Below are 15,291 nucleotides of genomic sequence, written 5' to 3'. Positions count from 1 at the left end.
AGAGTAGCAATATTCTCCTTTCTTATAAATACATAACATAACTTATAATACTATGAAAAAATATACTCTAAGCCAATATAACTGTATAAAAAAAATTGGAGATACAACTGTTGGTGTCAACCTCTTAAAACAGTTGTTATTTTCAATTGATTGTGCAAAGCATCAAGAATTGATGGATTATTCAGATGACTTAGAACAATTACAAATAAAAAACTCTGTTTTTTTCAATACAATGTATAAATTAGGTGTTATACAGGATACTCATTTGGACAAAACAGCGAATCAATCTTTACTTTTAAAGAACCGTATGTATATTTTCAATTCCGAAGAATACCGGCTTACAATTAATCCTACTTTAAATTGTAATTTTAACTGTTGGTACTGTTATGAAACACATTCTAAAAAAAGGATGAATAAATCTATAATTTCAAACACTTTACAGTATATTCAGAATTTGGTTGAGCAAAAACGAATGACTGTATTCTACTTAGATTGGTTTGGTGGAGAACCTCTGTTGTGTTATAAAACAGTTATGAAAACTTTGGCTGTGGAAGCAAAGAAAATATGTGAAAATAGTGGTATATTATTTGAATCAGGAATTACTACAAATGGGTATCTTATCAATGAAGAAATCATTACATTTTTTAAAGAAATAAATATGCAATCTCTGCAAATTACCTTAGATGGTAAACGAGAAGTCCACAATACCATCCGATTTCAGAATAATAACCATAATTCATATGATAAAATTATTCAGAATATTATATTATTAGCAGAAAGATTAGAGCCTAAAAACCTTGCTGTAAGAATAAATTTCACAATGGATTCGTTTTACGACATTACTTCTATAATTGACTCTTTCCCTCTATCTGTTAGAAATAAAATAACGATACTCTTACAGCAAGTTTGGCAAGATAAAGATAAAGACAAATTAGATATAAAGGAGTTTGAAGAGGCTAAATTGACTTTTGAAAAGGCCGGTTTTAGAGTTGAAAAAAACATACTCAATTGTGCCGGTTATACTTGTTATGCTGACAAATTTAAACAAGCTGTTATTAATTATGACGGAAGAGTTTTTAAATGTACAGCCAGAAATTTTGAAAAAGAAAAAGAAGACGGAGTTTTGACAGAAGATGGACAGATCATGTGGCATAACGATAAATTACCGATTAAAATAGCCAAAGCAACATTTGAAAATGATATTTGTATGAACTGTAAATATTTACCTGTGTGTTTTGCACCTTGCAGTCAAAAAATGTATCAGGTCCATCGAGGAGATGACTTTAATAAGTATTGTTTTAAAGCCGGAATAGAGATTACTCTTGATTATATTATGACAGAGTTTGAAAAATCAGGTAAAGCATTAGCTCCACTTTTAAATTACAGATGAAAATTAAAAATTTCCCTTCATACCGTCAATTAGATTCGATGGATTGCGGTCCTACGTGTTTGCGAATGATAGCCAAATACTATGGACGCAGTTTCTCTGTGCAGTATTTGCGTGAAAAGAGTTTTATAACCCGCGAAGGTGTATCCATGTTGGGAATCAGTGATGCTGCCGAAGCAATTGGCTTCAGGACTAACGGCATAAAAACGACTTTCGATCAACTAGTAAACGAAAAACCATTTCCCTGCGTTTTACATTGGAACCAAAATCACTTTGTAGTCTGTTACGACATTAAAAAGAAAGGAAGTGAATACATAATTAAAATTTCAGACCCGGCAGGAGAAAAATATATTTTAAATGAAAAAGAATTCCTCAAATGCTGGATCACATCACGCCTGACAGGAGAAGATATAGGTACAGCTTTAATCTTAGAACCTACTCCCGATTTTTACATCCATGACGATGGATTGGAAAATTCCGGTAAAAGCATAAGCTATTTTTTGCGTTACCTGAAGCCCTACAGATCACAAGTTATACAATTGATTATCGGATTACTAGTAGGTAGTGTCCTCTCGTTGATACTGCCTTTCCTGACACAAGCAGTAGTAGATCAGGGTATCGGTAACAGTAACCTAAGTTTTATAACATTAGTATTAATCGCTCAATTGATACTATTTGTCACACAACTTACAGTAGAGTTTATCCGCAACTGGATTACACTTCATGTCAACAGCCGTATCAGCATATCTTTAATATCAGACTTCCTCGCTAAATTGATGAAACTGCCCCTTCGTTTCTTCGATACAAAGAATGTGGGAGATATCATGCAACGTATCGGAGACAATGACCGGATCAAATCTTTTTTGACCGGATCTACACTGACTACCTTATTTTCATTTGTCAACTTCATCATATTTGGGGCTATACTAGCCTATTACAATCTTACGATACTGGGCGTATTCATATTGGGCAATGCATTATATATTGGATGGATATTATTATTTCTGCGTTACCGCCGCAAATTAGATATGGCACGCTTCTCGCAGGCATCGGCAGAACAAAGCAACCTTGTACAAATAGTAACGGGAATGCAGGAAATAAAGCTCAATAACTGCGAAAAGCAGCAACGCTGGAAATGGGAACGAATACAAATAAAGCTCTTTAAGATCAGCATCAAAGGCCTTGCTTTAGGACAATATCAGCAAATGGGTTCGGTCTTCTTCAGCCAAACAACTTCTCTGTTTATTTCGTTTATCGCAGCCCGTTCCGTAATAGAAGGAAGCATGACACTGGGTATGATGATGGCTGTAAGCTATATTATAGGACAGCTGTCGGGACCTGTCGGTCAAGTTATAGGCTTCGTACAAGCAGCACAAGATGCTAAAATAAGCCTCGACAGGCTAAATGAAATCCACAATAAAGACGATGAAGAGCAAGGCATAGAATCGCAAATAACTGAGCTGCCAACAGAAAAAACAATCCACATAAAGGATTTGTACTTCAGCTACGACGGAGCCGATAGAGACTATGTTTTGAACGGAATTAACCTGACTATACCAGAGAACAAAGTGACTGCGATAGTTGGAGCAAGCGGAAGTGGTAAGACTACTCTGATAAAGCTTTTGTTAGCTTTCTATCAGCCCAATAAAGGAAAAATTAAGATAAATGACCTCATTCTTGACGACATTAACCCGCACCTGTGGCGTCAAAAATCAGGAGCTGTCATGCAGGACGGGTTTATCTTTTCGGATACTATTGCCAATAATATTGCAGTAGGCGAAGATATTATAGATAAGGAAAAATTACTTCATTCTGTAGAAGTGGCTAATATCAAAGAATTTATAGAATCACTGCCTCTTAAATACAATACAAAAATAGGAATGGAAGGAAACGGTATCAGTCAAGGACAACGGCAACGTCTTTTAATAGCAAGAGCCGTATATAAGAACCCGGACTTTTTGTATTTTGATGAAGCGACTAACGCTTTAGATGCAAATAATGAAAGAATAATATTAGATAACTTAAATCAATTTTACAAAGGTAAGACAGTTATTATTGTAGCCCACCGTTTAAGTACAGTACAAAATGCAGATAATATTGTCGTTATGGAAAAGGGTGAAATACTCGAAGAGGGTACACACAAAGAGTTGACAGAGAAAAAAGGGGTTTATTACACTTTGGTGAAAAATCAATTGGAGTTGGGCATGTAAAGAAGATATGATGGATAAAGGACAAAATAATATAAAAAGTTTAGACGGAGTAAAAGATACACCTGAATCTGAAAAATCAAAAAGAAGTTGTGGTTTTACGCTAGTTGAGGCTTCAAAGAGCGATTCCAAAATAGAACTAAGAAGTGAAGAGTTCCAGGAAGTATTGGGGCATGTCCCTTCATGGATACTCAGGCGAGGCATTACGATAATTGCTATTATAATCGTAATCATCCTGATAGGTAGTGCAGTTTTCAAATATCCAGACATTATAACTACCTCGATGACCCTTACCGGAAGTACTCCGGTAGCGTCAATGATTGCCCGCACTTCAGGCAAAATACAGGAATTAAAAATTCAGGACAAGCAGACTATGAAAGCAGGAGGTTACATGGCAATCATAGAAAATCCGGCAAATACAAACGATATACAAACCCTGAAACTATATCTCAGTCAATTAAACATAAATGTAGACACAATTTTATCCCTGCCTCCTAAAGATCTAAATTTAGGTTCAATACAACCTCTATATTCTAATTTTTATATCACTCTTTTTAATTACCATGAATTCAAACGCTTACAGTATTATACCCAAAAGATTGATTTCATGAAAGAACGGATTAGCCAATATCAGGAGTATTATAACAATATGATAGGTCAAAAAGCAATAGTTAAAGAACAATTCCAACTCAATCGGAATCAATATCAACGTGATTCCCTCCTAAATAAACGGGGAGTCATCTCGCCAGAAGAATTGGAATCTTCAAAAAACAAATACCTACAAGGCTATCTTTCTTTAGAAAATATGCAATCAACCATACAAAATACGGAAATGCAAATTACCCAAATGGAGGAAAATCTACTAGACATAGAATACCAATATCAGGATAAAAAGAATACATTAGAAACCCAGTTGAAAACATTTATTACCCAATTATTAATGGAAATACAAACATGGGAGTTAAATTACGTTCTTATTTCTCCGATAGGGGGGCAGGTCACATTTACCAATTATTGGACAAAGAATCAAAATGTGACTGCCGGTGAAACCGTGTTCACGGTTATACCTGATAACAATAAGGAAATCGTAGGAAAAGCCCAAATGCCAATGACACGTTCTGGCAAAGTAAAACCCGGACAAAAAGTTAATATTCGCTTTGCAAATTTTCCAGATAATGAATATGGTATTATCAAAGGAAGAGTGAAAAATATATCGATGGTTCCTATAAAAGATGCACAGGGAGTAAGTTTCTATACTGTGGAGATAGAATTGCCACAAGGGTTGACCACAACATACAAGAAGGAGCTTCCCTACCTACCCGAAATGGAAGCCCAGGCAGATATCATAGCTGAAGATATTTCATTACTCGAACGGTTCTTTATGCCCCTTAGAAAAATTTGGACAGAAAGTATGGATTAATGAATAACTTTTGAAAATGTAAGTTGTTTCGGAATTAATATGGGTTAATCTTGAAAGTTTAAAAAGAAAAACATAGAGGTATGGAATTTAATTTAAAACAGCGTTTGATACATCATTTAATGCTTAATTCCGGATTTTGTAAAGAATTAGGATTATTAGAAGGAAAAATGGGAATTGCAATAACTTTCTATTTATTAAGCAAGGAAACAGATAATAATACATATGAATGCTTTGCCGGAGATTTACTCGATGAAGTTTTAAATAAACTAAACAAAAGAATGCCTATCGGTCTTAAATCAGGCTTATCCGGAATAGGCTGGGGTGTAGAATATTTGATACAAAATAACTTTGTAGAAGCTGATAGTTCTGATATTTGTATTGAAATAAATAGATCCATAATGTTATCAGATATTAGACGTGTTTCAGATGACAGCTTTGAGACTGGCTTACAAGGATTGCTTCATTATATTTTAATGCATATAAAAGGGTGTAAAATCCAGAAAAGTAAATGTCCATTTGATCAAACTTATCTCATCGAATTATATCATAAAATAAAAAGTATAAATAATACCGATAATGAAGGAATGTTCTGTAATGTTTCCACTCAATATATAGAATTTATCGAAAAAGGTATCTTTGAATATGTAGGAGAAATTGATATTGCAAAAAATAGCCTGGCTGAATTTGACATAAAGAAAATTGAATCTTATCCTTTGGGCTTATCTAATGGTTTATCCTCGATAATTATAAATTGAATTTTATGAAAAATGTCTACATAATAGATCAGTATATATCTTCTCAGTACAATGGTATTGGCAAATTCCTTTCGCAGGTTATTTATATATTTAAGCACATTCCAGAAATTAATATTACAGTTATTGAGTTTAATTCGCTAGAGAAAGAATTTACAATACGGAAAGAAAAAGATGTTGATTATATTCTGTTTCCCCAATTTAATATTAACTATTTGAATGAGCGCTCTTCAGTCGCCTGTCAATTGCTTAGATTATACATTAGAGACTCTGCGGACAATATTTTTTTTATAAACCATAGCCCTTGTGAAAATTTGGTCGAATCATTGAAAAATTTATTTCCATTATCGAAAGTCGTTTTTATTATACACGATTTGTCATGGACAGCACCTTTGTTAGGAGATGTTCCCCAATTGATGAAGATATTAAGAGAGCAAAAGAATAATGATTCAAAGATAGTGGAGGATATTAAAAAGACAAAACAAATTTTTGATCAAGTGGATAGAATAATTAGTTTATCTAAACAAACTTCTAATGTATTAGAAAAAATATATAAAATTAGTACGGATAAAATCTATTATATGTCAAATTATTTAATTGATTCATATAAAAATATTCTGACAAGAGAAAAGAATAAGTTAAAAGAAAAATACTATATTGATGGAAAAGAGAAGGTTATTATTGCCGTAGGGCGCCTTACCATCCCCAAGGGTGTACCACAGCTTTTGAATAGTTTTGAAAAAGTATTAAAAAAATATTCCTCATGTAGGCTTATATTGGTTGGCAATATGTTTTCCCCGGAAGAGATTTTTAAATTAAGTAAACAATTTTCATCAAAGATTACGTTTACCGGGCAAATATCTCATAATGAACTGGAAAAATTATACAGAATAGCAGACATAGGTGTGATTCCCTCCTATACAGAGCAATGTAGTTATACAGGCATTGAAATGTTGATGCATGGCTTGCCGATTGTTGCATCAGATGGATTTGGTATGCAGGAAATGTTCCAAAATGATATAAATGCCAGGGTTGCTAAAATAGGAAATAGAAAAAATAAAAAAGAATATGAAGTTAATTTAACAAACTCGATATTGGAACTTCTCTTCTCAGATGAATTGTGTTTGCGGCTAAGTGCTGGTGCAAGAATGAGTTATCATAGAAAGTATTCTGTAAGTCATTCAATTCCAAGTTATTCGGGGCTTCTTGTGAATTTATAATCCGGTAATACCATTTATATTCTGCTCAAACATGCAATGATATAGGAATAACACTCTTTTGGTAGAGAAAAAAGCATCTGTTCAAATGACTAGTTTATCAGATATGCTTACTAGGAAATAATTAATAACAGTCACATAACTTTAATCCCCGATATACAGGTATATCTTCAATTAGTTTTCAAATTTAAATCGTCCGGATTTCTATTCATATGAGACTAAAACTTCCGAATAGATAGAATGGACGATTTGCTTAAGTCCGCTAAATGGTATTTTTTTCATGTTATACAATTTAATGCTGCTCTCGAGTAAGTCATAAAATTTTTCATCCTTACTTATAATTTTTTCCATTATAAATTCGATATATTCATTTTGTATTCTAAGTGTCGTTTGTAACATTTCTTTCTGTTTAACTGATGTAACCTGCGTCTCGGAATGCCTGAAGTGAAGTAATATCTGAGGAATGTTTGCAAACTTGCTTCCTTTGATCAGCAGAACTGTCCACAGCTTGTAATCTTCTGCATAAATGTATTCTTTATTATATATTTGGTAGTTACCGTTTACCTTGGGGAAATTATATATTACTTCTTTTCGGAAAATTGCAGTGGGATGATAAATCGGCGTAAATAAAATGGATTGAAGTTGCAGTGCATTATGATTAACTGCATTACGCATCTCTTTTTCTCTTTGTCCAAAAGTTTTCATCCATGTACCCGAAACATCAATCGAAGGATTAATCTCCATAAAATTATACTGTATCTGCAAACGATTAGGCAACATAATATCATCACTATCCATCCGGACTATATATTTTCCCCGGGCTCTTGTCATGCCTAAATTTAAAGAGCCGATGAAATCATGGTCATTTCGAATCAGACAAATCCGATCGTCTCGAAACGTACTTATTATCGCAATGGTATTGTCAGTAGATCCATCATCTATAATAATAAGTTCAAAATCTTCATAGATTTGCTCCAGAATACTGTCAATCGATACACTAATATACTCTGAAGCATTATAGGTCGGCATTACAATGCTGATAACGGGTATTTTCATATCTGAAAGTATTTATTGGTATACATTATTTTCTATAAAAATAGTATTTTTTGCTATCTTTATAAAGATATTTAACTTTTAATACTATGCCACATCCTCTTGTTTCAGTTGTAATGCCAACCTATAATTGTGCCGGATTTGTGTTTGAAACCATTACTAGTATCTTAACACAAACATACCCTGATTTCGAGTTTATTATTATAGATGATGGATCTACTGACAATACACTTGATATTATCAGAACTTTCGATGATTCCAGAATACAGCTTCTCATTTGTCAGGACAATAGAGGCAATTATACATGTAGAAATGAAGGGATCAGAAGAGCTAAAGGGCGATATATCTGTGTGATGGATGGAGATGATATTGCCATACCTCATAGAATAGCAAGACAAGTCTCCATATTAGAAAACGACGAGTCTCTTTTAGCTTGTGGAACATATTTTGAGGTTATAGGGGGACAAATATATATAAAGCCCAGAAGTTACCCTTTTATAAAGCTATCATTACTGATCAATAATATGTTCCTACATCCCTCATTAATGATTAGAAAGGATACCTTAATATCTATTGGTTGTTACAGTGAAACATATTATTATTCATCAGATTATGATCTTGTTTGCAAGATCGCTCTTCAAGGAAAGATTATAAATATTCCTGAAGTTCTAATGAAGTACCGTTTGCATAGTAAACAAATTTCATCTGCCCAAAGTGTGAAACAAGCCGGATATGCCGATCAAACAAGAACTCAATACGTGCGAAATTTAGGATTCCGACTGTCTATAGACGAAGAAAAAATATTCACTCTGATGATGGCAAGTTCTATTTTATCATTGGAGGATATTCAAAAAATAGAACATGTGTCAGAGAAAGTGAAAAAGCAAAATGAAGAATTATCTATATATGATGGTAAGCAGTTTGAATGATTTATGAGTTTGATAGTTTCCAAATGTTATTTACGTAAAAATATCGCATCTACTTAATTTTTCATCTATATATTCTATCGAAAAATTGAGAATATGTTTTCTAACCACAAATAAAAAACTTATAACCAATGTTTTATAACATTCAACGATTACAAATAAAAGTTATATAAAATTACAGATATAGGTGTGATTTTGTTCTATACCGAACAGCATTGTTATATTGGGATAGTGATGCTGATGTTTGGACTAACTATAGCTGCATCAGATAGATTTATTATCCAGAAAATAAAAACACAAGGATTTCTAAAATACGAAACAGAAGAAATAATAGTGAATTTTCAACTATTAAACTAACTCAATACTGGAATCTCTTCTAGAAGACGAATTGTATTTACTGTTAAGGCGTACGAGATCATGCTATCGTGAAAAATATTTCTTAAATCATTTATAATCAAATTCTGTAACACTTCATGGGGACTTATATTATGGACAAACCAATTATTTCTGTTGTAATATCGGCATATAACCGTCCTGATTTATTGTATAAAACTTTATCCTCCGTGAGAGAACAAACGTTCGATAAGATAGAAGTTTTAGTAGTAGACGATGGCTCAGAAGAAGATTTACTCCCAATTATTTCCTCTTTCAAAGATGATCGGATAAAATATTTCAAACTTAGGCATCAAAATGCTAATGTTGCCCGTAATTACGGGATAAAGAATAGCCGGGGGAAATATATTGCTATGCTGGATTCAGATGATCTGTGGTTAAAAGATCATTTAAAAGATTGCATCAATTCTATTGCAGATTCCGATGGTTTATATGGCAGTTTAATTATTCGTCATCTGGAAACTGGAAACGAGAGAATTGTATATGCTAGGGAACGAGAAGAAAAGGAGCTAATGATAAACTATCTACTAAGTAATGGGTATGGTGCCCAAACCTCAACATTATTCTTGACAACAGAGAGTGCAAAAAGCCTTTTATGGGATGAGGAATTAGAAAGGCATCAAGACTACGACTTCATTGTACGTTACAGTAAAGAATATAAGCTGAAAGCTAAAATAAAACCGACGGTTATTTTTACATTGATAAATAAGACCAATCAAATAGATTTTAACTCATGTATTAAGTTCATTAAAAAAAATAAAAACGATATTCTTCCCTTATTATATGTCGGCTATAATCTAAATATGTTTTTATTAGCTATAAATCAGAATGCTTCCAAGAATATTCTCAAATACTATCAACAAGAATCGACAAGATATAAAGAACATTTGCCCTTTCATAAATATTTATTAATATATCAACCTAAAACGAAAAGATATAGGTGTGCGCTTAAAATTAAGTACTTATTTTATATTCTACGTATGTAGATAACAATACAATTTTTTCAGGATTAACAGAAGTGACTGGAAATAATATATACTGCTATTAGTTTCTCCTTTCTACGGGTCACATTGAATATAAAATATGTATGACCTTGTTTTTTCTAATGTTTACCTTTAATCTAGTTACTCTAAATATTTGTTTACATGCTTTTAAAGTCCTAAAAGTAAGTTCCATAGCCTGACGCTTACCGTTCAAAGGCAAAGGTATCTTCGTGTTCCATCGGAAATAAAAGCTTCCCCTGCCGGTTTTTTGTGAAATCTCCATACCTCGCCTTTAGCGAGGCTCGTATTTCACAAAAAAAGCTTTGTATTGTCCTGAACACGACCTTTGACTGGCCTTTGAACGGCAAAGCGTCAGCCCTCATATGACGTATATAATAATTATAATTAATATGTTATGAAGAAAATTAGTAAAAGTATGGAGAAAGTAGCCGGCAAATTTGCGGCACTCATGATCCGGCAGATGAATGAAATCGAAAAAGACTGGACAAGGCCTTGGATTAAGGTAAAAAAGAAGAATTTTTTACCTCAGAATATCTCCGGTCGTCATTATCAGGGAGGAAATACAATGATGCTTTTGGTGTATTTAATGTTTACACAGTATCGGACTCCCGTATTCTTGACATTTAGAAAAGCAAAGGAACTGGGATTGAGTGTAAAAGGACAACATTCCTTTCCGGTGTACCATTTCCTGTATATGTATTTTAATCCCGGTACATATGACCGAATTACAGAAGCGGCTTTTATGGAACTACCCGAAATAATGCAGGCCGACTATCATAAAGTTCCCAGCATTAAGGTTTTCGATGTATTTAACCTCGATCAGACAGACTATGAAAAAGTATACCCTGAAGAATGGTCAGAAATAATGAACAGGTTTAATGAAGAAGTCAGCTTAAACCAGAACGAAATGTATAGAGACCCGTTTCTGGATAATATTCTTAATAATCAACATTGGGTGTGCCCGTTTGATATCAGATTATCCAACTCAGCTCACTACAACCTGAGACAAGACAGGATCGTTCTTCCGCTAAAGACACAGTTTAATGATGGACAAAGCTATTATGCCACAGCATTACATGAAATGACTCATAGCACAGGAGCAGAAGGTCGGTTAAACCGGTTCGAAAAAGGGGATGAGACCTCAGAGGAGTATGCACGGGAAGAACTTGTCGCAGAACTTTCAGCAGCACTCATGTCCTATTATATGGGTATTGAATCAACGATTAGAGAAGATCATGTAAGTTACCTGAAGGGTTGGATAAACAAAATGAAAAAAGAGCCTGATTACCTGATAAATGTTTTGAGCGATGTAGTCAAAGCTGTGAAATACACTTTCGATACAATTCATTTTGAACCTTTTATTGAGGAGATAAGCTCGTTACCAAAAGAAAAAGCTAATGTTGAAACCGAAGAACTTGTAATAGTCGATTAAACCAATTTGTAGAAATAAAATGATTCCTGTACTAAAAACGTACGGGATTTTTCATTTTTACGAGAATATGATTTACCTAAAGTTAACCAATATACAATGATCGATATACGGTATAATGAATTAAGGAGTATGGCACGAAAAAGCTACCACCGCAGACAAAAGGGTTCAAAATCGAACTATCTGAAACTGACTGTCAATCAGACTAATAAAAAAATAATGTTGGTATTCGCTACGAAACCACCCTCATACATTCGCAAACATGTACGCCTGAATAACTTCTCCTGGAGCCGTAAATACAGGTATTGGCACTCGTTTCTGAATAAAAACAGGTTGGAGGGAGTAAAGAATATCTATCGGTTTATGAATACTAAATTTTAATAACACAGAAAACATGGCAAATATATGTACCAATATCCTTGAAGTCCATTGTCAGGATACATTCAAATTAAAGCAAATAGTCAAATGGGTCCAAAATCGATTTGAGTGCTACAGTACCATTGAAGTGGAAGATGTAAGTACCGAGTTTGAATTTGCTTCCTCCAATGAGTTCCCTAAAGCAGAAATGGAAGAATTAACTACCAAATACAAAGATGATACACTTTATATACAAGTAATAACATACGAACTGGCTAATGAGGTGCTCGAACATCATGTCTATAAAAAGGGCATATGGACGGATTTGATTGCTGTAAAGTCAGCTAATAACCAAAACCAAAAATATCATGAATAAAATAGTAAAAGTGGGTAAGAGGTATGCATTGAATAACTCTTATTTTAAGAACAGGAAATATAACTATCCGGATACACTATTGGAAATTGTGCTCTATTGGAAAAAATTTGGCGAATTACCTTTTGAATATAGCGGAGATAACTGGGTATTTGATACCATGATCGAAAGACAAAAACGGCATGGAGTTATTAATAGTCAGTATTTGACCCCCGATAAGACCGCAAGGCAACTAGTAGAACTGACCAATAATTTCATACCCAAAGACCATAAAGTGCTGGATGCCTGTTGTGGAACAGGACAATTAACAAAATACCTTCTGGAGAATAAATTTAACGTAACAGGATTTGATGCAGATCCGGAAATGGTTGAAGTATGCAAATATATTTATCCTCAATCAGACTTTAAGCACTTTATTATAGAAAGTAAACCTGACGATGAAAATCAAAGAGAGACCAATGAAAAATGGGATCTGATTGTTTCCAATCCTCCTCATGGGCAAAAGGATTTGATCCCGTTTCTTAATTGGTTATCAACTTCACTTACCAATGAAGGCAAAGCGATCTTACTCTTACCGAAAGGCTTTCTTTCAAAAGTAAGTCCCCCTAAACTAGTAGGGTATATTGAACGCTTAAATGTACTTCATCGGGAAGATATGGCTGAATCATTTACCCATACCAAGTGTGCTGCTGAAATCTACATAGTGGGCCTGAACGAAAGCTATAAAAACACGACAATCAATCAATCCCAAGAACAAGAATTAAAAAAAGGAAGAATCATGGAAAAAGCAGATTTAAGAAAAATACAGGATATCCCATTGTCCAAAATATCGATTAATCCATTGAATCCCCGTAAAAGGATAAATGAATCAGAGATAGCAGAACTAGCTTATAGTATCAAAGAGATCGGATTATTACATCCAGTAACTCTCCGATATAAAGATGAAAAACTGCAAATAGTTGCAGGTGAATGCCGTTACAGGCATTTATTCTTAATAAGGATGAAACAATACCGGCAATTATAAAAAAGGTAACAGACGAAGAGGTTATGCGGATAGCCATGACCGAAAATCTGGAACGAAAAAACTTATCACCAATTGAGGAAGCGAATGGATTCTTGTATTTTATTGAAAACCATAATTATACAATTGAAGATCTGGTCCTTAAATTTGGAAAAAACCTAAACTACATCCGTGGCAGGTTAAGATTGCTCAGACTCACCGATGACTTCCGTAAAATGCTTGAGGAGAATGAAATCACTTTCACGATGGCTTTTGAATTGTCAAAGTACTCGGCAGAAATCCAAGCGGATGTATACAGCGAACATTTCGTTACAGACGGCAATACAAACTGGAAAGACCTTGGTATGAAAGACTTTTCTGGGCGAATACAACGTTTATATACAATGGACTTGTCTACATTCAATTTTGATAAAACACAATGTACTACTTGTCCATTTAATACAGAAGTGTATGATCTGTTTACAGAATCCAGCCAGGGACGATGCACCAATAATGAGTGCCTTCAACAAAAACGTAATGAATATACATTGAGCTTTTGTAAAATCGAATCAGAAAAGAATCCTTCGATTACCCTTTGCGTCAATCCTTTTGATAAGGTGAAAGAAGATATCGGTGCTAAACTGAAAGACGAGGGGCTTGAGATAAAAACAGTTGTTACGAAGGATTATCCCGTAGCTCCTATCAAACCGGAGGCTTCCTCTTTTAAGATGAATTTCGAATATGAAAAGGCGTTGGAAGAATATAAGATAGAAGATTTAGCATTTTATAATGAAGTCGAAGAAATTGAAACTAAGGTTGAAAACGGTGAATATAAGAAGTTTGTATATATAGGGGATGGTAATCCGAAAATATGTTATGCACCCGTAGAAAAAACAACGCTGTCTGATCCGATCTCTGAATTAAAAGAACAGGACAAGAAAAATAAAGAGGCGGCCATGAAGAATGTTTATAAAGAATCTATGGAAGTCTTAAAAACCCATACAATACCGGAAATTGAGTTTTCCATATCCGAAGATGAAATATACTTGTTCCTACTTCTCAATTTTTTGGAAAAGAAGAATTTTATTCGCTTTGGAATTACAGATGAAAAAAAGACCTTTTTGACAGATGAAGATAAAAATTCAATTATAAGAAACATTACTCCGGGACAAAGGAACTTGCTTCAAAGGGAATTTATAATAAAACATTTTCCAAGTTCATCAGACCCTAATTCCAGAATTGCGTTTTTAGTGCCACAACTTTCTATGATATATTTTCCAAACGAAACTCATGCTATTGCGAATAAGCACATGGGTGCATATAAAAAGAACAATCAACTAATAGAGGCTAAAATTAAGAAGATTGACGAAGCCAAAGGGAAAAAGAAAGTTGCAGAAATACCCGCGTAGTATACATTATATATGTGGTAATTTAAAAACCCGGATTGCCTCACGGTTTTCCGGGTTCTTTGTCTTAAATCCTATCTCCCGACAGTAAATGACGTAGTTTAAATTAAAATAATAATAAAATGGAAACTTCAAATGAAAACGATGATTGATTTTATCTACTCCTCTTTTTTAATAAAGAACTTGGTATCTCTGACTTTTTATAATATGCTTTTCCATTATCTATCATATAATAGGTAATTGTCTTGTCCTAAAATAGGTTGACAATAAAACATGTAAACCAATGACAGGACAAAAAAGAAGAGGTAGCTTGCCTCGATTATTAAAACAAGAGATTATTCAGGACTATTTAAGTGGTCGTAAGAGT

Annotated in this window: 13 protein-coding genes; 12 read left to right on the top strand and 1 reads right to left on the bottom strand. The window is 33.8% G+C overall.

Annotated elements, in window-relative coordinates:
- Positions 1-52: 52 nt before the first annotated feature.
- From G7Y57_RS16400 to G7Y57_RS16380, 5 genes are all read left to right on the top strand, one after another.
- Entirely contained in the window at positions 53-1,390 is a 1,338-nt protein-coding gene (locus tag G7Y57_RS16400; protein ID WP_165026679.1) for a radical SAM/SPASM domain-containing protein, read from the top strand.
- Positions 1,387-3,597 carry a peptidase domain-containing ABC transporter gene (locus G7Y57_RS16395; protein ID WP_165026676.1) on the top strand — a complete coding sequence of 737 codons (2,211 nt, stop codon included), beginning with the start codon at positions 1,387-1,389 and terminating at the stop codon, positions 3,595-3,597. Before G7Y57_RS16400 ends, G7Y57_RS16395 begins: the two co-directional genes overlap by 4 nt.
- A 7-nt stretch (positions 3,598-3,604) precedes the next feature.
- Entirely contained in the window at positions 3,605-5,014 is a 1,410-nt protein-coding gene (locus G7Y57_RS16390) for an HlyD family secretion protein (RefSeq protein ID WP_255491493.1), read from the top strand.
- 80 nt (positions 5,015-5,094) lie between these two features.
- Positions 5,095-5,769 carry a lanthionine synthetase LanC family protein gene (locus tag G7Y57_RS16385; protein ID WP_165026674.1) on the top strand — a complete coding sequence of 225 codons (675 nt, stop codon included), beginning with the start codon at positions 5,095-5,097 and terminating at the stop codon, positions 5,767-5,769.
- A 5-nt stretch (positions 5,770-5,774) separates the two neighbouring features.
- Positions 5,775-6,986 (top strand): glycosyltransferase, encoded by a 1,212-nt coding sequence (locus G7Y57_RS16380; protein ID WP_165026672.1) that lies wholly within the window; start codon positions 5,775-5,777, stop codon positions 6,984-6,986.
- A 201-nt stretch (positions 6,987-7,187) separates the two neighbouring features.
- Here G7Y57_RS16380 and G7Y57_RS16375 read toward each other — a convergent pair whose 3' ends face one another.
- Positions 7,188-8,039, bottom strand: a complete 852-nt coding sequence (locus G7Y57_RS16375; RefSeq protein WP_165026670.1) for a glycosyltransferase family 2 protein — start codon at positions 8,037-8,039, stop codon at positions 7,188-7,190.
- 86 nt (positions 8,040-8,125) lie between these two features.
- Here G7Y57_RS16375 and G7Y57_RS16370 point away from each other — a divergent pair, with 86 nt between their 5' ends.
- The 7 genes from G7Y57_RS16370 to G7Y57_RS16340 all read left to right on the top strand — a co-directional run bounded on the left by G7Y57_RS16370 (position 8,126) and on the right by G7Y57_RS16340 (position 14,927).
- Complete coding sequence (locus tag G7Y57_RS16370) at positions 8,126-8,965, top strand: glycosyltransferase (protein ID WP_165026668.1); 840 nt, start codon at positions 8,126-8,128, stop codon at positions 8,963-8,965.
- 485 nt (positions 8,966-9,450) lie between these two features.
- A complete protein-coding gene (locus G7Y57_RS16365; RefSeq protein ID WP_165026666.1) occupies positions 9,451-10,341 on the top strand; it encodes a glycosyltransferase family 2 protein in 891 nt (296 codons plus the stop codon).
- A gap of 412 nt (positions 10,342-10,753) precedes the next feature.
- Positions 10,754-11,791, top strand: a complete 1,038-nt coding sequence (locus tag G7Y57_RS16360) for an ArdC family protein (RefSeq protein WP_165026663.1) — start codon at positions 10,754-10,756, stop codon at positions 11,789-11,791.
- A gap of 129 nt (positions 11,792-11,920) precedes the next feature.
- Entirely contained in the window at positions 11,921-12,169 is a 249-nt protein-coding gene (locus G7Y57_RS16355; RefSeq protein WP_165026660.1) for a hypothetical protein, read from the top strand.
- Between the two features lie 13 nt (positions 12,170-12,182).
- Complete coding sequence (locus G7Y57_RS16350; RefSeq protein WP_165026659.1) at positions 12,183-12,521, top strand: hypothetical protein; 339 nt, start codon at positions 12,183-12,185, stop codon at positions 12,519-12,521.
- Positions 12,514-13,542 carry a ParB N-terminal domain-containing protein gene (locus tag G7Y57_RS16345; RefSeq protein ID WP_165026657.1) on the top strand — a complete coding sequence of 343 codons (1,029 nt, stop codon included), beginning with the start codon at positions 12,514-12,516 and terminating at the stop codon, positions 13,540-13,542. Before G7Y57_RS16350 ends, G7Y57_RS16345 begins: the two co-directional genes overlap by 8 nt.
- On the top strand, positions 13,488-14,927 hold the full coding sequence (locus tag G7Y57_RS16340) for a ParB/RepB/Spo0J family partition protein (protein WP_165026655.1): 1,440 nt from the start codon (positions 13,488-13,490) through the stop codon (positions 14,925-14,927). Before G7Y57_RS16345 ends, G7Y57_RS16340 begins: the two co-directional genes overlap by 55 nt.
- The last annotated feature ends 364 nt before the right edge of the window (positions 14,928-15,291 follow it).

It is taken from the genome of Dysgonomonas sp. ZJ279 (assembly GCF_011039205.1).
Taxonomy (GTDB): domain Bacteria; phylum Bacteroidota; class Bacteroidia; order Bacteroidales; family Dysgonomonadaceae; genus Dysgonomonas.
The sequence above is the reverse complement of the archived record's forward strand: the minus strand, read 5'-3'. Positions and strand labels throughout refer to the sequence as shown.